The sequence below is a fragment of the Streptomyces sp. NPDC054047 genome (assembly GCF_055585065.1).
The window spans coordinates 1,362,662-1,388,009 of sequence record NZ_JBVJKV010000001.1 but is presented as its reverse complement, the minus strand read 5'-3'; the positions used below and the strand labels follow the sequence as shown (position 1 = coordinate 1,388,009).

The following is a 25,348-nucleotide window of genomic DNA, read 5'->3' as shown; positions in this document are numbered from 1 at the left end:
CGGCGCTTCGCGCTGCGGGGGAGGAGCGGTGCGTTCCAAGTGCGGATTCCCTGTGCGGGAGTCGTGCGCAGTCCCGTCGGCCTGCCCCGCGTATGGGGCATTGCGCCCCTAACAACCGCTCTCGTGCCCGGATTCTGGACGGAGTCTTCCGCTGAGCGGGACGGCCTCGCTAATGTCCCCGCAACGTACACGCCCCGTGGCAGCGCCGCCGCGGAGCGCAGCCGGAGTTCCGACCGGCGGCCTCTGACGCGCGTCGCCCACGGGACCGGCGACGCAACCGCCGCGTAAAGGGGCCGTCGACCCTCACCTAAGGAGTGGGCGTCGTGACCGCGGAGACTTCCCAGACGCTCGACCGAGGACTGCGTGTCCTCAAGCTGTTGGCCGACACCGATCACGGGCTCACCGTCACCGAGCTGTCGAACAAGCTCGGTGTGAACCGCACCGTGGTGTACCGCCTGCTCGCCACTCTTGAGCAGCACGCCCTGGTCCGCCGCGACCTGGGCGGCCGGGCCAGGGTGGGCCTCGGCGTGCTCCGCCTCGGCCGCCAGGTGCACCCGCTGGTGCGCGAGGCCGCGCTGCCCGCTCTTCGCTCCCTCGCCGAGGACATAGGGGCGACGGCGCATCTGACGCTGGTCGACGGCACCGAGGCCCTCGCCGTCGCCGTCGTGGAGCCGACCTGGACGGACTACCACGTGGCGTACCGCACCGGCTTCCGGCACCCGCTCGACCGGGGCGCCGCGGGCCGCGCGATCCTCGCCGCCCGGCAGGGGCTCGCCACCGACCCCGGCTACGCGCTGACGCACGGCGAGCTGGAGGCCGGCGCGAGCGGGGCCGCCGCGCCGCTGGTCGGCGTGACCGGGATCGAGGGCAGCGTGGGCGTGGTCATGCTGTCGGACTCCGTGCCGGAGCGGGTGGGGCCGCGGGTGGTGGACGCGGCCCGCGAGGTCGCCGACGCACTGCGCTGAGGCCGCGCGGGCGAGCGGGGCCCTCCTGGGCGCCGCCGATCACCGGCTTCGCCGAGTTCGTCCTCGATCTCCCCCAAGCTCTCAAGGAGCAGGGGGGTCCCCCACGACGGGCTTGTCTGTTCCCTCGCACGTTAGATTGATCCCCGTGTTCTCCCTCTCACGCCTCACGCGCCCCAAGGCTCTCGCCGTCTGTGCCGCCCCCGTGGCTGCCCTGCTCGCCGTCGCGGGCCTCGCGCCGTTGCCGTTCGCCGTGGCCCAGCCGGGGTCGACGGCGAACGTACTCGGCGAGAGCGAGGGCAAGCGGGTCATCACGATCACCGGTGCGCCCACCCGTGAGACGAGCGGGCAGCTGCGGATGACGACGATCGTGGCCACGGGGCCCGACATGGACGTGAGCCTGGGCGACGTGCTGGACGGCTGGTTCCGTACGGACCGTTCCGTGATGCCCAAGGACTCGGTGTACCCCACGGGCGACAACGTGAAGGAAGTCGAGAAGCACAACCTCGGCGACATGAAGAAGTCGCAGGACACGGCCGCGCGGGCCGCGCTCTCCTACCTCGACGCGAACGGCGTGGACGGCACCGACAAGGTGAAGGTCAAGGTCGACCTCGGCAAGGTCGGAGGCCCCAGCGCGGGCCTCTTCCTCTCGCTCGGCGTCATCGACCTGATCGACGGCAACGGCAGCGGCGGTGATCTGACCGGCGGCCGGAAGATCGCGGGCACCGGCACGATCTCCGACGACGGCAAGGTCGGCCCGGTCGGCGGCGTCTCGATGAAGACGCAGGCCGCGAAGCGGGACGGCGCGAGCGTCTTTTTGGTCCCGAAGGCCGAGTGCTCGGACGCTCAGGCGGAGCTGCCGAAGGGCCTGCGGCTGATTCCGGTCACGACACTGAAGGGAACGGTCGAGTCGCTGCGGGCGCTCGACAAGGGCGGGAAGGTTCCGAGCTGCTGACCAGGCGCAGGCCGAACTCGACCATGGTCCAGCCCAGTTGAGCACGCAGCCGGGGTCGGCGTTGCCGTAAGGGGGCCGCTCGCCTCAGCTCGGCGGCGCGGGCGTGGTGCAGCAGCAGGTGTACGTCGGAGTGCATGGCGGAGACCTCTCACTCGGTGGAGTGCGTCGGGAAGGCGTGGGTGTGCAGGCGCACCCTGGCGGAGTCCGGGGTGCCCGGGTCCACCGCCAACGGGCGGTAGCTCTCGATGAGTTCACTGATCTTGCCGACCAGTTCGGCGGTGAGCGCGGGCGTCAGGCGCAGGGTGTAGTCGCTGAGGTCGGAGCTCTCCGTCCACTCCTTGGACCAGTCGTGCTGCGTGCCGATCCAGGTGGAGACCTCCGAGGCGTGGAAGGCCGCCACCTCGTGGAGATAGACGGCGATCGCGCCGCGCAGGGCCGGGTCCGGGTCGGCCATGAGCGACTCGTCGAGGCGCGTGCCCTGGTGCGTCGACCGCCACCAGCGCTCGCGTCCCTTGCCCCGCTCGGGCGCGTCCTCGACGAAGCCGTGCGCGGCGAGCTGGCGCAGGTGGTAACTGGTCGCGCCGCTGGACTCGCCGAGCCGGTCCGCCAGTTGGGAGGCGGTGGCCGGGCCCTCCTTCCGCAGGGAGGTGAGCAGCTGGATGCGCAGGGGGTGGGCCAGGCCCCGCAGGGAGCGCGGGGTGAGGGTGTGGATCTTGCGGCTCTCGGGGTCTGTCGTGCCGTCCGTCATGTGTGTGAGCGTAGACATGCAAAGACTCCGTTGCAACCCATTCTTTGCAACGGAGTCTTTGTAACTTGCCGAGTGCCCGAGGAGCCGTACCTAGCCCTCCTTCACGAAGCCCTCCTGGACCAGCCAGTCCAGGGCCACCTCGTGCGGGTCCTGGCCCTCCACGTCCACCTTGGAGTTCAGGTCCTGGGCCACCGTGTTGTCCAGCTTCTTCGTGATGGGGTCCAGGACCTCCGCGATCTCCGGGTGCTCCTTCAGCGCCTTGCTGTTGATCTCGGGGGAGACGTTGTAGTTGGGGAAGAAGTGCTTGTCGTCCTCCATGACCGACAGCTTCATCGCCTTGATGCGGCCGTCGGTGGTGAAGACCTCGCCGAACACGCACGACCCCTTGGAGACCTGGGTGTAGATGATCCCGGTGTCCATCTTGGTGATGCTGGAGTTGGGGATCTTCATCCCGTACTCCTTCTGCATGCCCGGCAGACCGTCCTCGCGAGAGGAGAACTCGCTCTCCACGCACAGCGTGACCGCGCCCGGGTCCTTCTTCGACAGGGCCGCCACGTCCGAGAGGGTCTTCGGCTTGTACTTGGCCTCGTTCTTCTGGTTGATCGCCAGCGCGTAGGTGTTGTTGAGCTCGGCGGGCGGCAGCCACGTGACGCCGTTCTTCGCGTCCGCCTTGCGCACCGCCTCCCACTGCTTCTGGGGGTCGTCGATGGGCTCGGAGTTGCCGAGGTACGTGATCCAGGCGGTGCCCGTGTACTCGTACATGGCGTCCGCGTCGCCGCCCTTGACGGCCTCGCGGGCGCCGATCGAGCCCTGGATGCCCGTCCGGTCGAGGACGTCCGCGCCGGCCGCCTCGAAGGCGATGCCCATGATCGCACCGAGGATCAGCTGCTCGGTGAATTCCTTGGACGTGACGGTCAGGTCGGCGCCCTTCAGGGGGAGCCCCTTGCCGATCGTGCCCGGCTTGACGTCGTCCACCATCGGGCTGCCGCTGGTGAGGCCGCAGCCCACGAGCAGGGCACCGCCCACCACACCGACGGCCGCCGTACGCAACGTGATCCTCATGAGCCGGCCTCCAACCCGCGTGGACGAAGGACCAGTTCGGCCAGCGACGCCAGCCAGTCCACGAGCAGCGCGAGCGCGATCGTCAGGATCGAGCCGAGCATGAGCACCGGCATCCGCTGATTGGTGATCCCGGTGGTGATGAGGTCGCCGAGCCCGCCGCCACCGCCGAAGGTGGCGAGCGTCGCCGTGCCGACGTTCAGGACGAGCGCGGTGCGCACGCCCGCGAGGATCAGCGGTACGGCCAGCGGGAGTTCGACCTTGCCGAGAACGCCCCACGACGACATGCCGATGCCGCGCGCGGCTTCGAGCAGGGTCGGGTCGTTGGCGTTCAGTCCCGCGATCGTGTTGGAGAGGACCGGCAGGACGGCGTAGATGATGATGCCGATCAGGGCCGCCTTCTCGCCGATGCCGATCCAGATCACCAGGAGGGCCAGGAGGCCGATCGCCGGGGTCGCCTGGCCGATGTTGGCCAGGGCCATCGCGGGGGGAGCGCCCTTGCGGAGCTTCTTGCGGGTCAGCAGGATGCCCAGCGGGATCGCGATGATCAGCACGAAGAAGGTGGAGATCACCGTCAGTTCGATGTGCTGGCGGAGCCTGAGCCACACATTGCCGTCCGCCAGGGCGTTCTCGGAGATCGGGTCCAGGTCGGCCTGCTGGAACCACCACCAGGTGAGCAGCAGGACGAGCGCGAGGAACGCGGGCAGGATGACGAGTTTCTGCCAGCCGATCCGCCGCACCCGGCCCGCGTCCACCGCCGAGGGCGGTGGCTCCTGCTCGGCCTCGCCCGTGTCGCGGAAGAGGTGGCCCTTGACCTCGTGCTCGCCCTCGGGCCGGGGGTCGGGCCCGTCGGGGGGCGCCGGTTTGTGCTCGGGGATCCGGGGGTTGCTCCCGGGGATGCCGCTCACGCCTTCGCCGCCCCTCCGTCGCCCTCCTGCTCGTGGTGGGTCAACAGGGCCCGCTGTTCCTGGAGTTCGTGCTGGTGCTCCACGGCGTCGAGCCGGTCGGCCTCCAGCATCTCGTGCACGGAGTTCATCAGCGTCTGCATGTCCACGACGCCGGTGAACTCGCCGCGCCGCCCGGTGACCGCGACCCGCCCCGCGTTGTCCGTGAGGACCGCTTCGAGCGCGTCGCGCAGCGTGGCGTCGCGGGTGACCGTGTCGTGCACGAGGGTGCCCGCGCGGGCCAGCGAACCCTCGGCGCGCATCAGGTCGCCGCGCCGCAGCCACTTGTAGGGGCGGCGGCGCTTGTCGAGGAGCAGCAGTTCGTTCGTGCCGCTGTCCCGCAGTTTGTCGAAGATGTCCTGGAGCGGGTCGTCGACGGTCACCGTCGCGAAGTCGGCGATCTCCACATCCCGTACGCGGGTGAGGTTGAGCCGCTTGAGAGCCGCGCCCGCGCCCACGAAACCGGAGACGAAGTCGTCGGCGGGGTTGGTGAGGATGGCCTCCGGGGTGTCGAACTGCGCGATGTGCGAGCGCTCCCGCAGGACCGCGATGCGGTCGCCGAGCTTGATGGCCTCGTCGAAGTCGTGCGTGACGAAGACGATCGTCTTGTGCAGCTCGTGCTGGAGCCGGATCAGCTCGTCCTGGAGGTGGTCGCGGGTGATCGGGTCGACCGCGCCGAACGGCTCGTCCATCAGCAGCACGGGCGGGTCGGCCGCCAACGCCCGTGCCACGCCGACGCGTTGCTGCTGGCCGCCGGAGAGCTGTCGCGGATAGCGGTCGTGGAACTCGGCCGGGTCGAGCCCGACCAGGTCGAGCATCTCCTCCACCCGGGACTTGATCTTCGACCTCCCCCAGCCGATCATCTTCGGCACCAGGGCGATGTTCTGCGCGACCGTCATGTGCGGGAAGAGCCCGGACGACTGGATCGCGTACCCGATCTTGCGGCGCAGCTTCACCGGGTCCATGTCGGTGACGTCCTCGCCGCCGATGCGGATGCGGCCGCTGGTCGGCTCGATGAGCCGGTTGATCATCTTCAGCGTGGTCGACTTACCGCAGCCCGACGGCCCGACGAGGATGACGATCTCGCCCGCCTTGATCTCCATGCTGACGCTGTCCACCGCGGGGTCGCCGCTGCCCGCGTACCGCTTGGTGAGGTTCTCCAGCTCGATCGTCGCGCCCGTGGTGGCGTTCGGGGCCGCCGCGCCCTCGGCTGTCGCGCCGTCGTCTGTGTTGGTCGCGGTGGTCTCAGACACGGATACCCCTCGAAATGGTCAGGCGGCCGATCAGTACGTACGCGGCGTCGAAGAGCAGCGCCAGGATGATGATCCCGAGCGTGCCCGCGAGCACCTGGTTGAGCGCGTTCTTGCTGCCGAGCGAGCCGATGCCGCGGAAGATCTCGTTGCCGAGGCCGGGGCCCGACGCGTACGCGGCGATGGCCGCGATGCCCATCAGCATCTGCGTGGAGACGCGGATGCCGGTCAGGATCGGCGGCCAGGCGATCGGCAGTTCCACCTTCACCAGCCGGGCGGCGCGCGACATCCCGATGCCCTTCGCCGCGTCGACCAGCGAGGGATCGACGCCGCGCAGGCCGACGATGGCGTTGCGCACGATGGGGAGCAGGCCGTAGAGGGTCAGCGCGATGACCGTCGGCGCGACCCCGAGGCCGACGACGGGGATCAGCAGACCGATCATGGCGAGCGAGGGGATGGTCAGGATGGTGGAGGTCGCGGTCGTGGCCAGATTGCCCGCCCATTCGCTGCGGTACGTGACGACGCCGATCAGTACTCCGATGACGGTCGCCACGACCATGCACTGGAAGACTGCGCTGGCGTGCTGGTACGCGTCCGTCAGCAACTGCTGGTGGCGGTTGCCGAGGTAGTCCCAGAAGTTCACTGAACTGCTCACCTCGTCCAGGCGCGGTTCAGACGGCGCCGGGAGTCTCCCGGCGCCCGCGTGCTGCGTACGTCGTGGGGCCGTGCTGCGGTGTGTCTGTTCGTCCGTCTGATTCCTTACCTACCCGCATCAGGTGTCCTCTGACGCCTGTTCGACCAGCGGGATGATCCGCAGCGGAACAGGGTTCTCCATGACGATCGCCGTGGAGGCCCGGACGATGCCATCAAAACCCACCACACGGTCGATCACACGTTGGAGATCCGCGTTCGAACGGGCCACCAGGCGGCAGAGCATGTCGCCGTGGCCGGTGATGGTGTGCAGTTCGAGCACCTCGGCGACGGTCGCCAAATGGGCCCGTACGTCGGCGCCCTGGCCCTGTTTGATCTCCAGCGTGGCGAAGGCGGTGACGGGGTAGCCCAGGGCGGCCGGGTCGACCTCCGGGCCGAAGCCGCGGATGACTCCGTTCGACTGAAGGCGGTCCATCCGGGCCTGCACGGTCCCGCGCGCCACGCCGAGACGGCGGGACGCCTCCAGGACGCCGATGCGGGGCTCGCGGGCGAGCAGCACGATGAGCCTGCCGTCCAGATGATCGATCGTCATGGTGTGCTCTTCTCCGCTCCGGGGGTGGTCATCATGTACAGATAGCCCGCTGATCCGCGACTACCACTGGGCAGATTGCCCACTGAATACGCAAACTATTGCGCACCTTGCGATACGGCGGGAGCCTGCGGACATGGCAGCTACCGCGAACACTCAGCCCACGTCGGCCATCTCTGGCACCCCCCACACCGCGCGCGAGGCCGATCCCTTCCCGGTCAAGGGAATGGACGCGGTCGTCTTCGCCGTGGGCAACGCCAAGCAGGCGGCGCACTACTACTCCACGGCCTTCGGCATGAAACTCGTGGCGTACGCGGGCCCGGAGACGGGCACTCGCGAGACCGCCTCGTACGTCCTCACCAACGGCGGGGCCCGCTTCGTCCTCACCTCCGTCATCAAGGCGTCGACCGACTGGGGCCACTTCATCGAGGGCCACGTCGCCGAGCACGGCGACGGTGTCGTCGACCTCGCCATCGAGGTGCCGGACGCGCGCGCCGCGTACGCGTACGCCGTCGAGCACGGCGCCCGCGGCCTCACCGAGCCGTACGAGGTCAAGGACGAGAACGGCACGGTCGTCCTCGCCGCCATCGCGACGTACGGCAAGACCCGCCACACGCTCGTCGACCGCAGCGGCTACGACGGCCCCTACCTGCCCGGCTACACCGCCGCGTCGCCGATCGTCGAGCCGCCCGCCAAGCGGACCTTCCAGGCGATCGACCACTGTGTCGGCAACGTCGAGCTCGGCAAGATGAACGAGTGGGTCGCCTTCTACAACAAGGTCATGGGCTTCACGAACATGAAGGAGTTCGTGGGCGACGACATCGCGACGGAGTACAGCGCGCTGATGTCGAAGGTGGTGGCCGACGGAACGCTGAAGGTGAAGTTCCCCATCAACGAGCCGGCCATCGCCAAGAAGAAGTCCCAGATCGACGAGTACCTCGAGTTCTACGGCGGCGCGGGCGTCCAGCACATCGCGCTCGCCACGAACGACATCGTGGAGACCGTGCGCACGATGCGCGCGGCGGGCGTCCAGTTCCTCGACACCCCCGACTCGTACTACGACACCCTCGGCGAGTGGGCGGGCGAGACGCGCGTGCCCGTCGACACCCTGCGCGAGCTGAAGATCCTGGTCGACCGCGACGAGGACGGCTACCTCCTGCAGATCTTCACCAAGCCGGTCCAGGACCGCCCGACGGTCTTCTTCGAGATGATCGAGCGGCACGGCTCGATGGGCTTCGGAAAGGGCAACTTCAAGGCCCTGTTCGAGGCGATCGAGCGGGAGCAGGAGAAGCGCGGCAATCTCTAGGGCAGCCCGGAGGGTTGCTGGCTAGAGTGCGGGGATGGCCAGGATCAACGACGTCGGCGGGATGACGGGCTTCGGGCCCATCGACACCACCGACGACACGGAGCCCTTCCACGCGGACTGGGAGGCGCGGGTGTTCGCGCTCAACAGTGCGCTGGTGCGCGAAGGCGTCTACAACCTGGACGAGTTCAGGGACGCCGTGGAGACGATGCCGCCGGGGGAGTACCTGGCGGCGTCGTACTACGAGCGGTGGTTCTACGCGATCCGGCTGCTGCTCGACCGCAAGGGTGTGGTGGCGGCGGGGGAGCTGGACGGTGAGCCGGATGCCTGACCGTTTCGCGCCGGGCGCCCGCGTGACGACCGTGCACCACGATCCGGTGCACCACACCCGCCTGCCGCGGTACGCCCGGGGCAAGCGGGGCGTGGTGGTCGAGCCGGAGGGCCACCACCCGCTGGCGGACGTCCGCTCGCAGGGGCGGGGGGACGCGCCGGTGGAGCAGGTGTACGCGGTGCGGTTCGCCGCGCGGGAGCTGTGGGGAGAGGGGGACCACGGGGTGGTGCTCGACCTGTGGGAGAGCTACTTGGAAGCGGAGGGCGACTGATGTCCGGTACGCACGCCGATGCGCTGATCTCCCGTCAAGTGCGGCGCCTGGAAACCCTGTTGGAGGAGCGCGGGGTGGTCGTGGGCGCCGTCCTGGACGAGGCCCTTGACGCGTTCCTCGCCGGCTCGTCCCCGCTGAACGGGGCGCGGGTGGTGGCGCGGGCGTGGACGGACCCGGCGTTCAAGGAGCGGCTCCTGGCGGACGGTACGTCGGCGGTGGCGGAGCTGGGCCTCGCCGCGGGCGGCGTCCAGCCGCAGCGCCTGAGGGTGGTGGAGAACACCGCCGACACCCACAACGTGGTCGTCTGCACGCTCTGCTCCTGCTATCCGGTACGGCTGCTCGGCCCGTCCCCCAGCTGGTACAAGAGCGAGGCGTACCGCTCGCGGGTGGTGCGTGAACCGAGGGCGGTGCTGGCGGAGTTCGGCTTCGAGGTGCCTCCGGAAACCTCGATCACGGTCTGGGACTCCACCGCGGAGACCCGCTACATGGTCCTGCCGCTCCGCCCACCGACCACGGCCTCCCTCCCAGAGCATTCCCTCACCGACCTGATCACCCGCAACGCCCTGATCGGCACGGCCCCGCTGTAACCGCGGGGGCGGACTGCGGACGGCCCCTGTCCCGCCGCTGCGCGGCGGATGCTCCCCGCCCACCCACCCGATCACCCCGCGGCACGCCACGTGCACGCCACGTGCACGTCCGTGCCGCGGGGCAACCGAGTGGGGATGGACGGGCACGGGGTGGGTCAGCTTTGGGTCGAGGGAGGCTCGCTGGGGGTTGGCTTTGGTGTGGGGGTGGGCTGCGTGCCGGGGTCGGCCGGGGGTCCTGCCGGGGCCGGGGCGTACATCTGGGCCGGGCCGCCCTCCGGGGGGTCGCCCAGGGCCTCCAGGGCCTCCCGGGCGTCCGGGGCCAGCAGGGGCGAGAAGTAGGGGTTGATCCGCAGCGCCTCGCCGATGTGGCGCCGCGCCGCGCCGTACCTGCCGAGCTCCCGCTCGATCTCGCCCCGGTGGTAGGCGAAGGCCGCACTCCGCGGGCCCTTCTCCGTCGCCCGCTTCGCGTACTTCAGGGCCTCCTCGCTCTCACCGGCCCGGTGCAGCGCCCAGCCCAGCGCATCCGCCACCTCCGGACTGCCGTGCCGCTCGAACTCCTTCCGCAGGCGCTCCACCGCCGCCTCCGCGTCCCCGTGATCCGCCTCGAAGAGGCCCAGAATCCGCTCGTCGTTGACGCCGTTGACCGTCTCCTGCTTCACCCGGGCCCGCAGCACGTCGTACTGCGCGCGGGCGGCCGGGGCCAGCCGCAGCGACTCGTACAACTCGCCCAGGGCCAGGGCGTACTCCGGTGCGGGCTGTCTGACCAGCGCGTTCCGGTAGAAGAGGAGAGCCTCCGAGGTGCGGCCCAGGGCCGCCAGCGCGCGGCCCTTCCCGGCCAGGGACGGGTGGTGGTCGGGGTCCGAGAGCAGCGCCGCGTCGTAGTAGCGCAGCGACTCCGTCGGCTCGCCCCGCTCCCATGACAGCTCACCCACCCGGTACAGGCACGCCGCCTTCTCCGCGGGCCCCTCCGCCAGCGCCGCCGCGTCCATCAGCTTCGACGCCGCGTCCTCGCGCCAGCCCCGGTCCCGGTAGACCTGCCCGGAGCGAGCCATCACCGAGGTGCCCGAGTTCAGCTCCTGGAGCGTCTCCAGGGCCCTGCCCACCCCCTTCGCGTCCCCCAGGCCGCTGTACGCGTCGATGAGCGCCGGATACGTCGACCACCGCTTCGGAGACAGCTTGACCGCGCTCTCGGCCCACTTCTTCGCCCCGCGGTAGTCGTGCCGCGCGTTCGCGAGGACCGCCATGCCCGTCAGGGCCTGCACGTTCCTCTCCGGCCGCGTCTTCAGCGACGTACGCAGCGCCTCCTCCGCCTTGGGGTAGTACGCGGAGTCCGCGGTCCGGAGCCCACGCTCGACGTAGGCGGCCCCGAGCACCGCCCACGACTCGTCGTCCCCGGGATGCCTGCGCACATGCGCCTCCCGCTCCCCGATCAGCACCGTGAGGTCCGGCAGCGCCGCGGGAGCCCCGGCCCCCGCCGCCGCCATCGCCCGCCCGGCGGGACCGAGCGCGGGCGGCGCCGCCTTCCCGCCCGAGCCGGGCCGCAGCACCAGGACCCCGCCGAGCACCACACACCCGGCGACCGAGGCGATCAGCACCCGCCGCACCACCGGCGAGCGGCGCGGGCGCCGCGGCGACTCGCTCCAGACGGCGGGCGCGGGCGGCGGACGCCGTTCCTTCTGGGTCACGGACTCGGACCCGGTCTCGATCTCCATGGCGCTCACTGTGCGTCAATACGAAGAGCACATCCCGGCATGCGGACGGGGCGTCGCACACGGGTTCACACCGATGGCCCCGGGTGCGAGGCTGTGATCATGAGCCGCACACTCATCGAACTCCTCCACGAGGGCCAGGACGGCCTCCCCGCCGAGGCCGTCCTCACCGACCCCGACATCACGTCCTCGTACGCGAACGACATGGCGAGCTTCTGCGACGCGGGCACCCCGGCCGTCGTCGTCCTGCCGCGCACCGTCGAGCAGGTCCAGCACGTCATGCGCACGGCGACCGAGCTCCGCGTCCCGGTGGTCCCGCAGGGTGCCCGCACGGGCCTCTCGGGCGGCGCGAACGCCAGCGAGGGCTGCATCGTGCTCTCCCTGGTCAAGATGGACCGCATCCTGGAGATCAACCCCGTCGACCGGATCGCGGTCGTCGAACCCGGCGTCGTCAACGCCACGCTCTCCCGGGCCGTGAACGAACAAGGTCTCTACTACCCGCCGGACCCGTCCAGTTGGGAGACCTGCACCATCGGCGGGAACATCGGCACCGCATCGGGCGGCCTGTGCTGCGTGAAGTACGGCGTGACGGCGGAGTACGTCCTCGGCCTCGACGTCGTCCTCGCCGACGGACGGCTCATGAGCACCGGACGGCGCACGGCCAAGGGCGTCGCGGGCTACGACCTCACGCGCCTCTTCGTCGGCTCCGAGGGCAGCCTCGGCATCGTCGTGCGCGCGACCCTCGCCCTGAAGCCGCAGCCGCCCCAACAGCTCGTCCTGGCCGCTGAGTTCGGCTCCGCCAAGGCCGCCTGTGACGCCGTATGCAAGATCATGGAGGGCGGGCACGTCCCCTCGCTCCTGGAACTCATGGACCGTACGACCATCAGGGCCGTGAACGCCCTGGCCCACATGGGCCTGCCGGAGACCACCGAAGCGCTGCTCCTCGCGGCCTTCGACACCCTGGACCCCGCCGCGGACCTCGCGGCCGTCGGCGCGCTCTGCGAGGCCGCGGGCGCCACCCAGGTGGTCCCGGCCGAGGACGCGGCGGAGTCCGAACTACTCCTCCAGGCACGGCGGTTGTCGCTCACCGCGCTCGAAGCGGTCAAGGGCACGACGATGATCGACGACGTGTGCGTGCCGCGCTCGAAGCTCGCGGAGATGCTCGAAGGCGTCGACCGCATCGCCGATAAGTACAGCCTCACGATCGGGGTCTGCGCACACGCGGGCGACGGCAACACGCACCCCACCGTCTGCTTCGACGCCGCGGACGCCGACGAGGGCCGCCGCGCCCGTGAGTCCTTCGACGAGATCATGGCCCTGGGTCTGGAACTCGGCGGCACGATCACCGGCGAGCACGGCGTGGGCGTCCTGAAGAAGGAGTGGCTGGCGCGCGAGATCGGCCCGGTGGGCGTGGAGATGCAGCGCGCCATCAAGGCGGCGTTCGACCCGCTCTCCCTCCTCAACCCCGGCAAGCTGTTCTGACTCCGGTCCTGTTCTGCGTACGTCGCCCCCGTGGCGGCGGAGCTCACTCACCGTCCTTGGACTCGTCCGAGGGCCAGGGGTCGCGCAGCCAGAGCTCGTCGACACGGCCCGTGGTCGGTGTGAGCAGCTCGGCGAGGCCGTCGTCGATGCCGAGCCGCTCAGTCTCGGAGCCCGGAGGGACCACCCGCAGCGTGCGCTCGAGCCAGGCGGACACGGCGGGCGCCGGCGCCTCGAGGAGGGCGTCACCGTCGGGTGAACTCAGCGCCATCAGGACGACGCTGCGCCCGTCGACCTTGGTCGGCCAGACCCGGACGTCGCCGTGCCCACAGGGCCTGAACACGCCCTCGACCAGGAGTTCGCGGGCGAACGTCCAGTTCACGGGGTGTTCGGAGCCGATGTGGAAGGCGATGTGGACGGCGAAGGGGTCGTCGGTGCGGTAGGTGAGGCGGGCCGGGACGGGGATGGCGCGTTCCGGCGAGAGGACGAGTTTGAGCTCAAGCTCGCGTTCCACCACGGTGTGCATGTCGGTGCTTCCCTTCCTTGTTCGGGGCCCTGGAGCGGGCCCGTGCAAGGAGAGAGCGCGGTGGGCGCGGAGCATTACGCGGGTTCCGGAAAGTTTTTCCGTACGGAGTCGATACGTGGTTGAACTGTGCCCGGAAAGTGGTCTGTAGGGCAGGAGACGCACAGGGGGGCGCAGAGGTCTGATAGATGTGGAACATCTAAAAGACCCCCGAGCAGATACGGGACGACGGACATGAGCGCCCCAACTCCGGCCCCAGGCGACGACAGGCCCCGCGAAGGCTACTACCCCGATCCGTCCATTCCCGGATATGTCCGGTACTGGAACGGAGCGGCCTGGGTGCCCGGGACCAGCCGTCCCGCCCCGACCGACGGCGAATCGCTCCCCGCGCCTCCGGGGGCGGCCCCCGCGTCCGCCTCCGCGGCGGAGGAGACCGGGCCGCACTTCTTCGACGAGGAGCCCATGCCGTCGTCGTCCATGTCGGCGCCCGAGGCGGCGGCCGGTGCGGACGACCTCGGCGCCTCGCAGCACGGGAGCAGGCCCGAGCCCGCCTCCGCGTGGCAGGCGGACGCGGCTCGGCAGACGGGGCTCGGCGGCGAGCAGGAGCGCCGGATTTCCTGGGGCGGGCCCGAGCAGCGCAACGCCTCGGGGGTCCGGGACCCGCGGGACCCGCGCGTGCCGATGCCGAGCGAATCGGCCGCCGACTCCGCGTCTCCCTCTGCTCCCTCTGCTCCCTCTGCCTCCGCGTCTCCCTCCGCCTCTGCTCCCGCGGAAGCTTCCTCTCCGCCGGAGACGAACGGGCCCGGCACGGTGCAGATCCGGGCGATCAAGCCGGGCGGGGCGGGCAACGGGACGGGCAAGCCCGCTGCCGGTACGCCGCCGAAGGACCAGCAGCCCCCGGCCGAGGGCACGGTGACGTTCCGCAGGCCCGCGGGCCCGGTGCGGCCCACCGCCGCCGCGCCCGCCACCGAAGGCACCATGGCGATCCGGGCGCTCCGCCCGAAGTCGTCCGCCGCCGGTACGGCGGCACGGACCCCGGCGCCCCCGCAGGCCGCCGTACCACCCCAGGCCGCCGCTCACGCGCCCGCGCCCGCCCCCGCGGCGGCACCTGCGCCCGCGCCCGCGCCTGCCCCCGCGCAGCCCACCGTCCCGCAGCAGGGCGGTGCGCCGGGCGGCGCGGCATCGCCCGTGACCTCGGGGCCCGGTGGCGGATCGCCCTCGTGGGCGCAGCAGGTGCACCAGCTCGCCGAGGGGGACGGGCAGCAGCAGCCCGTCGTGCCGTGGAAGCCGGTGGCCAGCGACCCGTTCCTCGCCATGGCGCAGAACCAGGCCGCGGGGCGGCCGGCGGGGCTCGGCAGGCGGTTCGCCGCGCGGCTCATCGACACGGTCGTTCTCGTGGCCGTGACCGGGGCCGCGGCCCTGCCGCTCGGCACGAAGGCCGCCGATCACGTCGACAGCAAGATCGACGCGGCGAAGATGTCCGGCGAGAAGGTCACCGTGTGGCTGCTCGACGGCACCACGGCGGGGTACCTCGGGATGGTCCTTGCCGTGCTGCTCCTCTTCGGCGTCCTCTACGAGGTGCTGCCCACGGCCAAGTGGGGGCGGACGCTGGGCAAGAAGGTGCTCGGACTCCAGGTGCGGGACATGGAGGAGCACGAGGCGCCGACGTTCGGGGTGGCGCTGAAGCGCTGGCTCGTCTATGTGGTGCCGGGGGTCCTGGTGATCGGGGTCGTCGGCGTCCTGTGGTGCGTCTTCGACCGTCCGTGGCGCCAGTGCTGGCACGACAAGGCCGCGGGAACGTTTGTGGCGGGCTAGTTCCGGCCCCTGGGCATCGGGCGCCGTTGATCCGCGGCTTCGCCGAGTTGGTCCTCAAGGGCCGGACGGGCTGAGACCCTGCGGCCGCGTTCGAGGGCACCCTTAACCCAGACAGCCGCTCCCCAAATGCGCCCCCGGCGCACTCGCGGTCGACTCGGCCCATGAGTACCGAACCGCCGCAATACCCGCCGCCCCCCGACGACAACGACCCCTTCAGGAAGCAGCCCCCGCCGGACAGCGGCGGCGGCTCGCCCTACGGCACACCGCCCCCGCCCCCGCCCTACGGAGGGGGAGGGGGCCCCTACGGCGCGGGCGGAGGCGGAGGCGGCGATCCCTACGGCGGAGCCGGTGACCCCCTCGCCGGCATGCCGCCCCTGGCGGAGAGCGGCAAGCGCGTACTCGCCCGCATCCTCGACATGATCCTCGTCGGCGTGGTCGTCTGGCTGCTCTCCTGGGCCTTCGGCACGAACGAGTTCGACGTCGACCCGGATGAGGTCCAGTACGGCAAGAGCTTCGGGCAGTCCCTGCTCGCCGCCGTGCTCTACATCGCGTACGACAGCTTCATGATCTCCAGGACGGGCCAGACCCTGGGCAAGAAGTGGCTGGGGCTGCGGGTCGCGAACCTCAACGACGGGGCGACCCCGACGCTCCAGACCGCGCTCGTCCGCGCGGCCGTCCTCTGGCTGCCGTTCGCCTTCTGCTGCGCCTGCATCTGGACAGCCATCTGCGGCGGCTGGAGCTTCTTCGACAAGCCCTACAAGCAGGGCCTGCACGACAAGGCGGCCAAGACGGTGGTGGTCAGCACCGGCTGACGGCGGCAGACCGCTGCGGCGGCAGCGACAGCGGCGTATCGGGCGGGTCCGTGATGTCTACGGGCCCGCCGGCTCGCGTACGGAATCGGCGAGGACCGGCGCGGCGGCGCGCTGGGCCGGAACGCGCTGCTCCGTGGTCCGGGCGGCGGGCGCTGTCGGTGTGGCCGGTGCGGCCACGGGTTTTGGCTGGGGGACCGTCATCGCCACCAGTAAGCCGAGGCCGAGCGCGGCGGCGGCTATCACCGCTACACCGATGCCCGAACTCGTCTGGGAGAGCAGCAGCATGGCCAGCGTCGAGAAGACGACGGTCAGCGTGCCGTAGGTGATCTGCGCGGAGGTGGGACGAGGCAGCGGCATGGGACGAGGCATGGCGTAATCCGTCCTCGGGACAGCGGATGCGGGGGTGGTCGAGCCCAATGTGAAGCTGTATACGAATCAAAGGATGCTCGGCTGCGGCGACTTGAGAAGTGTCGCCTCGCGTTGGAACGCACCGTCGATTGACTCTAATCCGCTCCATGCCCGACGGGAACGGGCAGTAAGCGTGACCTAACCCACGGTGCGGCAGCACAGGGGGCGCACGGGTTCATGACGTCCATCAAGTGGACGGTTCGACGCGCCTGTTGACCATGGCCACGGGCGGGCGCGCGCGTCCGGATAGCGGAGCCGCGAGCCTGCATAGTGTACTTGGCCTGTTCAAGTCAAGGTCTGTCTTTTCTTCCGTATCTCCGGTCCAATGTCGTCACTTGTGACGCGTATCGCGCGCGGACCTCCTCCGACCGGGACCTCGGCCCGCCTTCGCGCGGACGCGGGGGAGGACAGCATCAAGTGACAGTCAGAAGACGGACGTTCAGAGCCACCGCGGCTGCCGTGGCGATGGCCGCGGCAGCCGCCACGTTCTCGGCAGCCACCGCATCGGCCGAGGACAGTGGGCCCACCGGAGCTCCCGCCATCGACCGGCAGGACCCGAGCAGTGTCAAGGCGCAGGTCGACCACGACCTCGACGGGCCCTTCAGCAAGCAGCAGGCCCAGCAGCGCCAGGCGGCCCTTCAGCAGGTCGTCGAGGGCGACGCGAAGGTGCAGAAGCGCGGCGGCTCCCAGGTCGTGAAGCTCGACGACAAGAAGTACGTCGAGCTGGGCCGGGAGAAGACCGACAAGATCTTCACGATCCTGGTGGAGTTCGGGGACAAGGTGGACGACACCACCATGTTCGACCCCGACGGCCCGGAAGGACCCGAGGCGCCGGTCAAGAAGTACGGCGGCAAGCCCGGCCCGGCGCACAACAAGATAGCCGAGCCGGACCGTGCGAAGGACAACAGCACGGCCTGGCAGAAGGACTACAACCGGAAGCACTTCCAGGACCTCTACTTCGGTGAGGGCAAGGACGCCAAGGGCAAGACCAAGCACTCCCTGAAGACCTACTACGAGAAGACCTCCTCGGGCCGGTACTCGGTCGACGGAGAGGTCTCCGACTGGGTCAAGGTCGACTACAACGAGGCGCGGTACGGCTCCAACTACTGCGGCGACACCAACTGCGCCAACGTCTGGGACGCGGTGAAGGACGGCGTCACCGCCTGGACCAAGGACCAGAAGGCCCAGGGCCGCACGGACGCCCAGATCAAGGCTGACCTCGCCAAGTACGACCTCTGGGACCGCTACGACTTCGACGGCGACGGCAACTTCAACGAGCCGGACGGCTACATCGACCACTTCCAGATCGTCCACGCGGGCGAGGACGAGTCGGCCGGCGGCGGCGCCGAGGGCACCAACGCCCTGTGGGCGCACCGCTGGTACGCGTACGGCAGCGACGCGGGCAAGACCGGTCCCGGCGAGAACAAGGCGGGCGGCACGCAGATCGGCGACTCGGGCATCTGGGTCGGCGACTACACGATGCAGCCGGAGAACGGCGGCCTCGGCGTCTTCGCCCACGAGTACGGCCACGACCTGGGCCTGCCCGACCTGTACGACACCTCGGGCAAGGGCGAGAACTCGGTCGGCTTCTGGTCGCTGATGTCGGCCGGTTCCTGGCTGGGCACCGGCAAGGACGCCATCGGTGACCTGCCCGGCGACATGACCGCCTGGGACAAGTTCCAGCTGGGCTGGCTCGACTACGCCAAGGCCAAGGCCGCGACGACGTCCGAGCACAAGCTGGGCGTCTCCGAGTACAACACCCGGCACCGCCAGGCGCTCGTCGTCGACCTCCCGAAGAAGCCCGTCACCACCACGGTCACCAAGCCCACCCAGGGCTCCAAGCAGTGGTGGAGCGACCAGGGCGACGACCTCAAGAACACCCTGACGCGCTCGGTCGACCTGACCGGCAAGTCCAAGTCCGAGCTCACGCTGGACGGTTGGTGGGACATCGAGGCCAACTACGACTACCTCTACACCGAGGTGTCGACGGACGGCGGCGCCAACTGGGTGCCCGTGGACGGCACCGCGGACGGCAAGCCCATCACGCGCGACGCCGGTGACAAGCCCGCGTTGACCGGTGCTTCGGGTGCGTACAAGAAGCTCGCGTTCCCGCTCGACGCGTACGCCGGCAAGAAGATCGACGTCCGTTTCCGTTACTCGACGGACGGCGGCGCGGGCGGCAAGGGCTTCGCGGCCGACGCCCTCGCGATCACCGCGGACGGCGCCAAGGTCTTCGAGGACGGCGCCGAGGGCGACGACAACGGCTGGACGGCGAAGGGCTTTTCGCGCATCGGCGAGTCCTTCACCAAGAACTACGACCAGTACTACCTCGCCGAGAACCGGCAGTACGTGTCGTACGACAAGACCCTGAAGGTCGGCCCGTACAACTTCGGCTTCTCGAAGTCCCGTCCGGACTGGGTGGAGCACTACGCGTACCAGACCGGCCTGATGGTCTGGCAGTGGGACACCTCGCAGAAGGACAACAACACCAGCGCGCACCCCGGCCAGGGCCTGATCCTGCCGGTGGACGCGCACGCCAAGCCGCTCAAGTGGGCGGACGGCACGCTCCTGCGCAACAAGATCCAGCCGTTCGACGCGCCCTTCAGCAAGTACGCGACGGACAAGTTCACGCTCCACAACGCGGACGTGGCGCTGAAGATCAAGTCCCAGAAGGGCGTCCCGGTCTTCGACGACCACAAGGGCACCTACTGGTACAAGGAGAACGGCACGGGAAGTGTCAAGGTCACTGACACCAACACTCAGATCAAGATCATCAAGCAGCCGAAGGATGGCTCCTCGATCACGGTCCAGGTGGGTCCCTCGAAGAAGTAATTAGCGTTTTCGCAGGTCAAGCCATGATCGGCCGCCGCCCCCTAGCGGGCGGCGGCCGATCGTGTTTAGGTGCGTCCTGTGGATTTCTTATTGACACGGGGTCCGGCTGTTCCGGTTTCGGGCCCCGTGCGACGTCTCACGGGGGTGTGACCAGCCATGTCCGCAGGAGGTTTCAGCAAGCTGCCGAACGGCAGCGTGGTGGTGGCCTTGACGCTGCCGAGCCCTTCCCTGGGCGGCGGCAACGTCCGGATGATCGTCCACGCGGTGAACCGTGCGAGGGCGCTGACGCGCCTGCGGAACCTGGGCATGCGCGCCGTCTATCTGCGGGGCAACGCGGAGCCGCCGACGCCGGACGAGATCACGGCGGTCCTTCATCACCCGGACGGGCTCATATGGCGTACGGCGCCGGACGCCGCCGCCGAGCTCTGGCATCCGATCCGGGCCCTGAAGCGGCAGGCGCTCCAGGGGCAGAGACCGTCCGATCTGCCCCTGCGGGCCGGTGGGGGCTGATCGCGCCCACCCGGCGGAGCCGCACATTTCACGGTCCCGCGCCCCTGACGGGGCACTGGACCTAGACGACCGGCTTGCCCGTCAGCTCCACCCCGGCGGCCTTGAGCTCCTCCAGGGCCCGCTCGGTCGTCTCCTTGGAGACACCCGCGGTCAGGTCGAGCAGGACCACCGTGCCGAACCCCTCACGCACCGCGTCCAGGGCCGTGGCGCGTACGCAGTGGTCCGTGGCGATGCCCACCACGTCCACGTCGGTGATCTTCCGCTCCCGCAGCCAGTCCGCCAGCGAGACGCCGTTCTCGTCGGCCCCCTCGAAGCCGCTGTAGGCGGCCGTGTGGGCCCCCTTGTCGAAGACCGCGTCGATCGCCCCGGACGCGACGACCGGCGCGAAGTTCGGGTGGAACCCGATGCCCTCCGTCCCCGCCACGCAGTGCGGGGGCCAGGAGCGGGCGTAGTCCGGGTGGTCCGAGAAGTGGTCGCCCGGGTCGATGTGGTGATCGCGGGTGGCCACCACGTGCCGGTAGCCCGCGGGTGCCTGGCCGATCAGCTCGGTGATCGCGGCGGCCACGTCGGAGCCCCCGGCGACCGCGAGGCTGCCGCCTTCACAGAAGTCGTTCTGTACATCGACGACGATCAGAGCGCGGCGCATCGGGTGTCCTTCGGCTCGGCAAGACTCGTAGGCGGTGGGAGGAGGGAGGGGGACTCGGCCGGATGAACCGAGCGTAGAGACTCCGTCTGCGATACGGGAGAGGGCGTTCGAACGCCCTGCCCTCCGCTCCGGCGCACAATCAGCTGATTCAGATGTATTCCGTCGGAATGACGGCCTCGCCCTTGGACAGCTGCGTGGCCGACAGCGGAAGCCGCTCCCGCGCCGCCGCGTGCCGGTCGCGCACGGTGTCGAGCGGCTCGCGCGCCACCACCTCACCGCCCTTGACCAGCTCGACCAGGAGCTGGTGGTCGGCGAGCTCCACCGGCACCGCACCCGTGCCGATCACCTCGGCCTCGGCCACCCCGTGCTCGTCGGGCCGCCGCGCGGCCCACTTGCGACCGCCCACCGAGGACTTGGCGCCGAGCGACTTCTTGGCCACCGGCTCCAGCGGAGCCTTCGTGTCGGCCGAATGGGCGCGGGCCACCAGCTTGTAGACCATCGAACAGGTCGGGTGCCCGGACCCGGTGACGAGCTGCGTGCCCACGCCGTACGCGTCCACGGGCGCCGCGGCCAGCGAGGCGATGGCGTACTCGTCCAGGTCGGAGGTCACGACGATCTTCGTCTTCGTCGCGCCGAGCTCGTCCAGCTGCTGGCGCACCCGGTGCGCGACCAGGAGCAGGTCGCCGGAGTCGATGCGCACGGCGCCGAGCTCGGGCCCGGCGACCTCGACGGCGGTGCGGACGGCCTCGGTCACGTCGTACGTGTCGACGAGCAGGGTCGTGCCGGGGCCCAGGGAGTCGACCTGGGCCTGGAAGGCGTCGCGTTCGTTGTCGTGCAGCAGGGTGAAGGCGTGGGCCGACGTGCCGACCGTGGGGATGTCGTAGCGGAAGCCGGCCGCCAGGTCGGACGTGGTGGCGAAGCCGCCGACGTAGGCGGCGCGCGACGCGGCGACGGCCGCCAGCTCGTGCGTACGCCGTGCGCCCATCTCGATCAGCGGGCGCTCACCGGCGGCCGAGGCCATCCGGGACGCCGCGGCCGCGATCGCCGAGTCGTGGTTGAGGATGGAGAGGATCACCGTCTCCAGGAGCACGCACTGGGCGAAGGAGCCCTCGACGCGCAGGATCGGCGAGCCGGGGAAGTAGACCTCGCCCTCCGGGTAGCCCCAGATGTCGCCGCTGAAGCGGTACGAGGAGAGCCACTGGAGGGTCGCCTCGTCGACCACGCGGCGCTCGCGCAGGAAGCCGATGACGTCGGCGTCGAAGCGGAAGTTCTCCACGGCGTCCAGGACCCGGCCGGTTCCGGCCACCACGCCGTAGCGGCGCCCCTCGGGCAGTCTGCGGGTGAAGACCTCGAAGACGGAGCGCCGATCGGCGGTGCCGGCCTTCAGGGCGGCCTGCAGCATCGTGAGCTCGTAGTGATCCGTGAAGAGCGCTGTCGACGGAACATCCACCGGCAGCCCAAGGTCCGCTGTGTTCATACGAAGGATGCTACCCCGCATCTCGTCACTCTGACGATTTCGTGAGCCCATTTGTGCGAGGGCCCCCTGCGAGTGGCAGCATGGGACAAGTGAGTACGGCTCCCGCAGAGATCACCCGCCCCGAATCGGACGAAGAGACCTTCGCCGTTCCGGAGCCGGACGTCCCATGGATCACGCTGGTCCACAACGACCCGGTCAATTTGATGAGTTACGTGACCTATGTGTTCCAGTCCTACTTCGGGTACTCGAAGGAGAAGGCCACGAAGCTCATGATGGACGTGCATCACAAGGGCCGTGCCGTCGTCTCCACCGGCTCCCGCGAGGAGATGGAGCGCGACGTACAGGCCATGCACGGGTACGGGCTGTGGGCCACCCTCCAGCAGGACCGGAAGTAGCGACGCATCTGATGCCAGGACAATTCGAAGCCATTCCCGGGGGCGGCGCGGCCGTCGCGCTCGACGAGGTCGAGATCTCGATCATCCGGTCCCTCGCCGTGCAGCTCCTGGAGCTGATCGGGCCGGGCCCGGCCGAGGACGCCTCCGACGACCCGCTCGCGGAGCTGTTCGCGGAGGGCCCCAGCGAGCCGCCCACCGACCCGGTCCTCCAGCGGCTGCTGCCGGACGCGTACGGCGGTCCGGGCAGCGAGAAGGCCGACGAGGAGGAAGTGCGGGCGTATTCCTCGGAGTTCCGGCGCTTCACCGAGAACGACCTGCGGGCCAAGAAGCGCGACGACGCCCTGGTGGTGATCCGCTGCCTCGACGCCATGACGTCCAGGGGCGAGGGCGGCGCCGTCCTGAAGCTGTCCGCCGACGAGTCGCGGCACTGGCTCGGCGCGCTCAACGACCTGCGTCTCGCGATCGGCGCGCGCCTGGAAGTGACCGACGAGGACGACACGGACGTGCTCTACCAGCTGCCGGACTCCGATCCGCGCAAGCCGATGGTGATGGCCTATCTCTGGCTGGGCGGTCTGCAGGAGACCTTGGTCGGCACGCTCATCGACTGAGGCTGACGGCCGAGGGCTGACGGCGAGGGCTGAATGTCACAGCAAAGTCGTTGTATGTAGCAGCGGTTACCTCGCGTTCGCTCAGCGGACGCTCAAATCCGGATAACGATCGTGTCACTTCATTGCCCGTGTTTGACGCGTCAGGGGAATTTTGTCCGGTTCTTCTCGTGGTGTGGGCCACACGCGGATGAACCGATCACTATTGCGACCGTGATAAATCTTCACGACCACTCGGTGACGCCACCCATGTCACCGGTGGCGCTCGGGCCGGCAGACCGCCGGTAGCACTCCATCCATATCCGGGGGGATCAGGACCTGATCCGTGGCCATGACGCAGACTGCGGGCTCACGGATCTAGCGTGGAGAAAGGCGTCACCATGACCTCAGTGCAGGTCGAAGAGCATCACGACGGCAATGAGGCCGACGGCGCGGGCGGTTCGCCCGGCTCGTCAGGCGAGGGTTATCAGCGCGGGCTAGGTGCCCGGCAGATCCAGATGATCGCGATCGGCGGTGCCATCGGCACCGGCCTGTTCCTCGGCGCGGGCAAGGCCATCCACAAGGCCGGTCCGAGCCTCATCCTGGCGTACGCCATCGCCGGCCTCGTCATCTTCTTCATCATGCGGGCCCTGGGCGAGCTGCTCATGTACCGCGCCGTGTCGGGCTCCTTCTCGGAGTACGCGCGTGAATTCATCAGCCCGTTCTTCGGGTACGTGACCGGCTGGACGTACTGGCTCTTCTGGGTCGTGACCGGCATCACGGAAGTCACGGCGGCGGCCCAGTACATGCAGTACTGGACGCACGGCTCCATTCCACAATGGGCCTACGCGCTGATCTTCACGGTCATCCTGTACGGCGCCAACCTGATCTCCGTGAAGCTCTTCGGCGAGCTCGAGTTCTGGTTCTCGATGGTCAAGGTCACCGCGATCATCGGCATGATCCTCATCTGCGCCGGCGTCCTCACCATCGGCTTCTCCGACGCCGGTGACACCGCGTCCGTGTCCCACCTGTGGGACCAGGGCGGCTTCTTCCCGAACGGCATCGGCTCCACGCTGATGACGCTGCAGATCGTGATGTTCGCCTTCCTCGCCGTCGAGCTCGTCGGCGTCACCGCGGGCGAGTCCAAGGACCCCAAGACCGTCCTGCCCAAGGCCATCAACACCGTGCCGTGGCGCATCGCCGTCTTCTACGTCGGCGCGCTCATCATGATCCTCTCGGTCGTCCCGTGGACCACGTTCCAGCCGGGCGTCTCGCCGTTCGTCGCGGCCTTCGAGGAGATGGGCCTGGGCATCGGCGCCGCCATCGTCAACTTCGTCGTCCTGACGGCCGCGCTCTCCTCCTGCAACTCCGGCATGTACTCCACCGGCCGCATGCTGCGCGACCTGGCGCTCAACGGCCAGGGCCCGAAGTTCTTCACCAAGCTGACGAAGAACGGCCTGCCGCTGGTCGGCACCACCTTCTCCGCCACGCTGATGCTGGTCGGCGTCTGGATCAACTACCAGTGGCCGGGCGAGGCGTTCAACTACGTCGTCTCCTTCGCGACCATCTCCGGCATGTGGGCCTGGATCATGATCCTGGTCTGCCAGATCAAGTACCGCCGCAAGGCCGACCGCGGCGAGCTGCCGCAGTCCACCTTCCGGGCGCCGGGCGCTCCGTACACGAGCTGGTTCGCGCTCGCCTTCATCGGGATGGTCATCGTGATGATGGGCATCGACAAGGACGCGCGGATCTCGCTCTACGCGGCTCCGGTGTGGGCCCTGATCCTCGGCGTCGGCTACCTGATCATGCAGAAGCGGGGCGCGCAGCCCGCGGGCGGCGACAAGGCCGAGCCGCAGGACGCGGTGAAGTAGTGCCGTAACACCCCTCGTCCCAGCATGTGGGCCCGCTCGTACCATCCTTCGGTACGGGCGGGCCCTTCTGCTTATCCTGGCTGCCATGCTGACCCTGACCCAGGCCCTCCACGACCAGATCGTCGCGCACGCGCGCCAGGACCACCCCGACGAGGCCTGCGGTGTGGTCGCGGGCCCGGAGGGCACCGGCCGCCCCGAGCGCTTCATCCCGATGCTGAACGCGGCCCGCTCGCCCACGTTCTACGAGTTCGACTCGGGTGACCTGCTCAAGCTCTACCGCGAGATGGACGACCGCGACGAGGAGCCGGTGATCGTCTACCACTCGCACACGGCGACCGAGGCGTACCCCTCGCGCACGGACATCACGTACGCGAACGAGCCGGGCGCCCACTACGTCCTGGTCTCCACGGCCGACGCCGACGACGCGGGCGAGTTCCAGTTCCGCTCCTTCCGGATCGTCGAGGGCGAGGTCACCGAAGAAGAGGTGAAGGTCGTCCAGGCATACTGAGCTTCACCTTGAGGCGGCAGGACCCAGGAAGCCGGTGCGAATCCGGCACGGTCCCGCCACTGTGACCCCACCCTTCGCGGGCGGGGCAGTCAGGAACTGACCTGCCGCCTTCTTCTCCCACGACGCAGG

General features: G+C 69.6%; 26 protein-coding genes and 1 riboswitch. Of the genes, 15 read left to right on the top strand and 11 right to left on the bottom strand.

What is annotated here, in order from left to right:
- Positions 1-323 precede the first annotated feature (323 nt).
- Both ACZ6ZP_RS06285 and ACZ6ZP_RS06280 read left to right on the top strand, forming a co-directional pair.
- Positions 324-965 carry an IclR family transcriptional regulator gene (locus ACZ6ZP_RS06285; RefSeq protein ID WP_190080202.1) on the top strand — a complete coding sequence of 214 codons (642 nt, stop codon included), beginning with the start codon at positions 324-326 and terminating at the stop codon, positions 963-965.
- Positions 966-1,110: 145 nt separating this feature from the next.
- Positions 1,111-1,917 (top strand): S16 family serine protease, encoded by an 807-nt coding sequence (locus tag ACZ6ZP_RS06280; RefSeq protein WP_351171099.1) that lies wholly within the window; start codon positions 1,111-1,113, stop codon positions 1,915-1,917.
- 148 nt (positions 1,918-2,065) lie between these two features.
- Here ACZ6ZP_RS06280 and ACZ6ZP_RS06275 read toward each other — a convergent pair whose 3' ends face one another.
- From ACZ6ZP_RS06275 to ACZ6ZP_RS06250, 6 genes are all read right to left on the bottom strand, one after another.
- Complete coding sequence (locus tag ACZ6ZP_RS06275) at positions 2,066-2,683, bottom strand: ArsR/SmtB family transcription factor (RefSeq protein ID WP_351171102.1); 618 nt, start codon at positions 2,681-2,683, stop codon at positions 2,066-2,068.
- A 72-nt stretch (positions 2,684-2,755) separates the two neighbouring features.
- Positions 2,756-3,727, bottom strand: coding sequence for a glycine betaine ABC transporter substrate-binding protein (locus tag ACZ6ZP_RS06270; RefSeq protein ID WP_399976975.1), 972 nt, complete (start codon positions 3,725-3,727; stop codon positions 2,756-2,758).
- Positions 3,724-4,623, bottom strand: a complete 900-nt coding sequence (locus tag ACZ6ZP_RS06265; RefSeq protein WP_383822680.1) for an ABC transporter permease — start codon at positions 4,621-4,623, stop codon at positions 3,724-3,726. Before ACZ6ZP_RS06265 ends, ACZ6ZP_RS06270 begins: the two co-directional genes overlap by 4 nt.
- Before the next feature lie 5 nt (positions 4,624-4,628).
- Complete coding sequence (locus ACZ6ZP_RS06260; protein WP_383822356.1) at positions 4,629-5,921, bottom strand: betaine/proline/choline family ABC transporter ATP-binding protein; 1,293 nt, start codon at positions 5,919-5,921, stop codon at positions 4,629-4,631.
- Entirely contained in the window at positions 5,914-6,561 is a 648-nt protein-coding gene (locus ACZ6ZP_RS06255; protein ID WP_351171145.1) for an ABC transporter permease, read from the bottom strand. The genes ACZ6ZP_RS06260 and ACZ6ZP_RS06255 overlap by 8 nt, the downstream gene beginning before the upstream one ends.
- A 129-nt stretch (positions 6,562-6,690) precedes the next feature.
- Positions 6,691-7,161 carry an Lrp/AsnC family transcriptional regulator gene (locus tag ACZ6ZP_RS06250; RefSeq protein WP_160505290.1) on the bottom strand — a complete coding sequence of 157 codons (471 nt, stop codon included), beginning with the start codon at positions 7,159-7,161 and terminating at the stop codon, positions 6,691-6,693.
- 133 nt (positions 7,162-7,294) lie between these two features.
- Here ACZ6ZP_RS06250 and hppD point away from each other — a divergent pair, with 133 nt between their 5' ends.
- Genes hppD through ACZ6ZP_RS06230 form a run of 4 tightly spaced genes read left to right on the top strand, consistent with a single transcriptional unit; the run spans position 7,295 to position 9,650 of the window.
- A complete protein-coding gene (gene hppD, locus ACZ6ZP_RS06245; protein ID WP_351171108.1) occupies positions 7,295-8,464 on the top strand; it encodes a 4-hydroxyphenylpyruvate dioxygenase in 1,170 nt (389 codons plus the stop codon).
- 34 nt (positions 8,465-8,498) lie between these two features.
- Positions 8,499-8,792, top strand: a complete 294-nt coding sequence (locus ACZ6ZP_RS06240; protein ID WP_351171111.1) for a hypothetical protein — start codon at positions 8,499-8,501, stop codon at positions 8,790-8,792.
- On the top strand, positions 8,785-9,063 hold the full coding sequence (locus tag ACZ6ZP_RS06235; protein WP_383822360.1) for an SH3-like domain-containing protein: 279 nt from the start codon (positions 8,785-8,787) through the stop codon (positions 9,061-9,063). Before ACZ6ZP_RS06240 ends, ACZ6ZP_RS06235 begins: the two co-directional genes overlap by 8 nt.
- Complete coding sequence (locus tag ACZ6ZP_RS06230) at positions 9,063-9,650, top strand: nitrile hydratase subunit alpha (RefSeq protein ID WP_351171116.1); 588 nt, start codon at positions 9,063-9,065, stop codon at positions 9,648-9,650. Before ACZ6ZP_RS06235 ends, ACZ6ZP_RS06230 begins: the two co-directional genes overlap by 1 nt.
- A gap of 155 nt (positions 9,651-9,805) precedes the next feature.
- Here ACZ6ZP_RS06230 and ACZ6ZP_RS06225 read toward each other — a convergent pair whose 3' ends face one another.
- Complete coding sequence (locus tag ACZ6ZP_RS06225; RefSeq protein ID WP_469405687.1) at positions 9,806-11,362, bottom strand: tetratricopeptide repeat protein; 1,557 nt, start codon at positions 11,360-11,362, stop codon at positions 9,806-9,808.
- A 99-nt stretch (positions 11,363-11,461) separates the two neighbouring features.
- On the opposite strand from ACZ6ZP_RS06225, the gene ACZ6ZP_RS06220 reads away from it, so the two are divergent.
- A complete protein-coding gene (locus tag ACZ6ZP_RS06220; RefSeq protein WP_351164799.1) occupies positions 11,462-12,841 on the top strand; it encodes an FAD-binding oxidoreductase in 1,380 nt (459 codons plus the stop codon).
- A 43-nt stretch (positions 12,842-12,884) separates the two neighbouring features.
- Here the strand turns inward: ACZ6ZP_RS06220 and ACZ6ZP_RS06215 are convergent, their stop codons facing one another.
- Positions 12,885-13,364: an SsgA family sporulation/cell division regulator gene (locus ACZ6ZP_RS06215; RefSeq protein ID WP_351164798.1), complete on the bottom strand. Its 480-nt coding sequence runs from the start codon at positions 13,362-13,364 to the stop codon at positions 12,885-12,887.
- Positions 13,365-13,595: 231 nt separating this feature from the next.
- Here ACZ6ZP_RS06215 and ACZ6ZP_RS06210 point away from each other — a divergent pair, with 231 nt between their 5' ends.
- Together ACZ6ZP_RS06210 and ACZ6ZP_RS06205 are read left to right on the top strand one after the other, a co-directional pair.
- The gene (locus tag ACZ6ZP_RS06210) at positions 13,596-15,176 is read left to right on the top strand and encodes an RDD family protein (RefSeq protein ID WP_469405683.1); all 1,581 of its coding nucleotides are present in this window, start codon (positions 13,596-13,598) and stop codon (positions 15,174-15,176) included.
- Between the two features lie 161 nt (positions 15,177-15,337).
- Positions 15,338-15,988: an RDD family protein gene (locus ACZ6ZP_RS06205; protein ID WP_351164795.1), complete on the top strand. Its 651-nt coding sequence runs from the start codon at positions 15,338-15,340 to the stop codon at positions 15,986-15,988.
- 57 nt (positions 15,989-16,045) lie between these two features.
- Here the strand turns inward: ACZ6ZP_RS06205 and ACZ6ZP_RS06200 are convergent, their stop codons facing one another.
- Entirely contained in the window at positions 16,046-16,339 is a 294-nt protein-coding gene (locus ACZ6ZP_RS06200; RefSeq protein WP_351164821.1) for a hypothetical protein, read from the bottom strand.
- 474 nt (positions 16,340-16,813) lie between these two features.
- Here ACZ6ZP_RS06200 and ACZ6ZP_RS06195 point away from each other — a divergent pair, with 474 nt between their 5' ends.
- Both ACZ6ZP_RS06195 and ACZ6ZP_RS06190 read left to right on the top strand, forming a co-directional pair.
- Positions 16,814-19,228 carry an immune inhibitor A domain-containing protein gene (locus tag ACZ6ZP_RS06195; RefSeq protein ID WP_469405682.1) on the top strand — a complete coding sequence of 805 codons (2,415 nt, stop codon included), beginning with the start codon at positions 16,814-16,816 and terminating at the stop codon, positions 19,226-19,228.
- Positions 19,229-19,384: 156 nt separating this feature from the next.
- The gene (locus ACZ6ZP_RS06190) at positions 19,385-19,738 is read left to right on the top strand and encodes a hypothetical protein (protein ID WP_351164793.1); all 354 of its coding nucleotides are present in this window, start codon (positions 19,385-19,387) and stop codon (positions 19,736-19,738) included.
- Positions 19,739-19,799: 61 nt separating this feature from the next.
- Here the strand turns inward: ACZ6ZP_RS06190 and ACZ6ZP_RS06185 are convergent, their stop codons facing one another.
- Together ACZ6ZP_RS06185 and ACZ6ZP_RS06180 are read right to left on the bottom strand one after the other, a co-directional pair.
- Positions 19,800-20,384: a nicotinamidase gene (locus tag ACZ6ZP_RS06185; RefSeq protein ID WP_351164792.1), complete on the bottom strand. Its 585-nt coding sequence runs from the start codon at positions 20,382-20,384 to the stop codon at positions 19,800-19,802.
- A gap of 148 nt (positions 20,385-20,532) precedes the next feature.
- A complete protein-coding gene (locus tag ACZ6ZP_RS06180) occupies positions 20,533-21,861 on the bottom strand; it encodes a nicotinate phosphoribosyltransferase (protein ID WP_351164791.1) in 1,329 nt (442 codons plus the stop codon).
- Positions 21,862-21,941: 80 nt separating this feature from the next.
- Here ACZ6ZP_RS06180 and clpS point away from each other — a divergent pair, with 80 nt between their 5' ends.
- From clpS to ACZ6ZP_RS06160, 4 genes are all read left to right on the top strand, one after another.
- Positions 21,942-22,256: an ATP-dependent Clp protease adapter ClpS gene (clpS, locus tag ACZ6ZP_RS06175; protein ID WP_160505277.1), complete on the top strand. Its 315-nt coding sequence runs from the start codon at positions 21,942-21,944 to the stop codon at positions 22,254-22,256.
- Between the two features lie 11 nt (positions 22,257-22,267).
- Positions 22,268-22,864, top strand: a complete 597-nt coding sequence (locus ACZ6ZP_RS06170; protein ID WP_351164790.1) for a DUF2017 domain-containing protein — start codon at positions 22,268-22,270, stop codon at positions 22,862-22,864.
- 377 nt (positions 22,865-23,241) lie between these two features.
- Positions 23,242-24,711, top strand: a complete 1,470-nt coding sequence (locus ACZ6ZP_RS06165) for an amino acid permease (RefSeq protein WP_351164789.1) — start codon at positions 23,242-23,244, stop codon at positions 24,709-24,711.
- A gap of 85 nt (positions 24,712-24,796) precedes the next feature.
- Entirely contained in the window at positions 24,797-25,219 is a 423-nt protein-coding gene (locus ACZ6ZP_RS06160) for a M67 family metallopeptidase (protein ID WP_361470773.1), read from the top strand.
- 1 nt (position 25,220) lies between these two features.
- A riboswitch (cobalamin riboswitch) is annotated at positions 25,221-25,338 on the top strand.
- Positions 25,339-25,348 lie beyond the last annotated feature (10 nt).

What these genes read in the sequence shown, in the direction of transcription:
- ACZ6ZP_RS06160 (WP_361470773.1), top strand. Translation starts at nt 24,797, where the DNA reads ATGCTGACCCTGACCCAGGCCCTCCACGACCAGATCGTCGCGCACGCG.
- ACZ6ZP_RS06220 (WP_351164799.1), top strand. Translation starts at nt 11,462, where the DNA reads ATGAGCCGCACACTCATCGAACTCCTCCACGAGGGCCAGGACGGCCTC.
- ACZ6ZP_RS06270 (WP_399976975.1), bottom strand. Translation starts at nt 3,727, where the DNA reads ATGAGGATCACGTTGCGTACGGCGGCCGTCGGTGTGGTGGGCGGTGCC.
- ACZ6ZP_RS06225 (WP_469405687.1), bottom strand. Translation starts at nt 11,362, where the DNA reads ATGGAGATCGAGACCGGGTCCGAGTCCGTGACCCAGAAGGAACGGCGT.
- ACZ6ZP_RS06235 (WP_383822360.1), top strand. Translation starts at nt 8,785, where the DNA reads ATGCCTGACCGTTTCGCGCCGGGCGCCCGCGTGACGACCGTGCACCAC.
- ACZ6ZP_RS06230 (WP_351171116.1), top strand. Translation starts at nt 9,063, where the DNA reads ATGTCCGGTACGCACGCCGATGCGCTGATCTCCCGTCAAGTGCGGCGC.
- ACZ6ZP_RS06275 (WP_351171102.1), bottom strand. Translation starts at nt 2,683, where the DNA reads ATGTCTACGCTCACACACATGACGGACGGCACGACAGACCCCGAGAGC.
- ACZ6ZP_RS06165 (WP_351164789.1), top strand. Translation starts at nt 23,242, where the DNA reads ATGACCTCAGTGCAGGTCGAAGAGCATCACGACGGCAATGAGGCCGAC.
- hppD (WP_351171108.1), top strand. Translation starts at nt 7,295, where the DNA reads ATGGCAGCTACCGCGAACACTCAGCCCACGTCGGCCATCTCTGGCACC.
- ACZ6ZP_RS06180 (WP_351164791.1), bottom strand. Translation starts at nt 21,861, where the DNA reads ATGAACACAGCGGACCTTGGGCTGCCGGTGGATGTTCCGTCGACAGCG.
- ACZ6ZP_RS06215 (WP_351164798.1), bottom strand. Translation starts at nt 13,364, where the DNA reads ATGCACACCGTGGTGGAACGCGAGCTTGAGCTCAAACTCGTCCTCTCG.
- ACZ6ZP_RS06185 (WP_351164792.1), bottom strand. Translation starts at nt 20,384, where the DNA reads ATGCGCCGCGCTCTGATCGTCGTCGATGTACAGAACGACTTCTGTGAA.
- ACZ6ZP_RS06190 (WP_351164793.1), top strand. Translation starts at nt 19,385, where the DNA reads ATGTCCGCAGGAGGTTTCAGCAAGCTGCCGAACGGCAGCGTGGTGGTG.
- ACZ6ZP_RS06250 (WP_160505290.1), bottom strand. Translation starts at nt 7,161, where the DNA reads ATGACGATCGATCATCTGGACGGCAGGCTCATCGTGCTGCTCGCCCGC.
- ACZ6ZP_RS06240 (WP_351171111.1), top strand. Translation starts at nt 8,499, where the DNA reads ATGGCCAGGATCAACGACGTCGGCGGGATGACGGGCTTCGGGCCCATC.
- clpS (WP_160505277.1), top strand. Translation starts at nt 21,942, where the DNA reads ATGGGACAAGTGAGTACGGCTCCCGCAGAGATCACCCGCCCCGAATCG.
- ACZ6ZP_RS06170 (WP_351164790.1), top strand. Translation starts at nt 22,268, where the DNA reads ATGCCAGGACAATTCGAAGCCATTCCCGGGGGCGGCGCGGCCGTCGCG.
- ACZ6ZP_RS06210 (WP_469405683.1), top strand. Translation starts at nt 13,596, where the DNA reads ATGAGCGCCCCAACTCCGGCCCCAGGCGACGACAGGCCCCGCGAAGGC.
- ACZ6ZP_RS06205 (WP_351164795.1), top strand. Translation starts at nt 15,338, where the DNA reads ATGAGTACCGAACCGCCGCAATACCCGCCGCCCCCCGACGACAACGAC.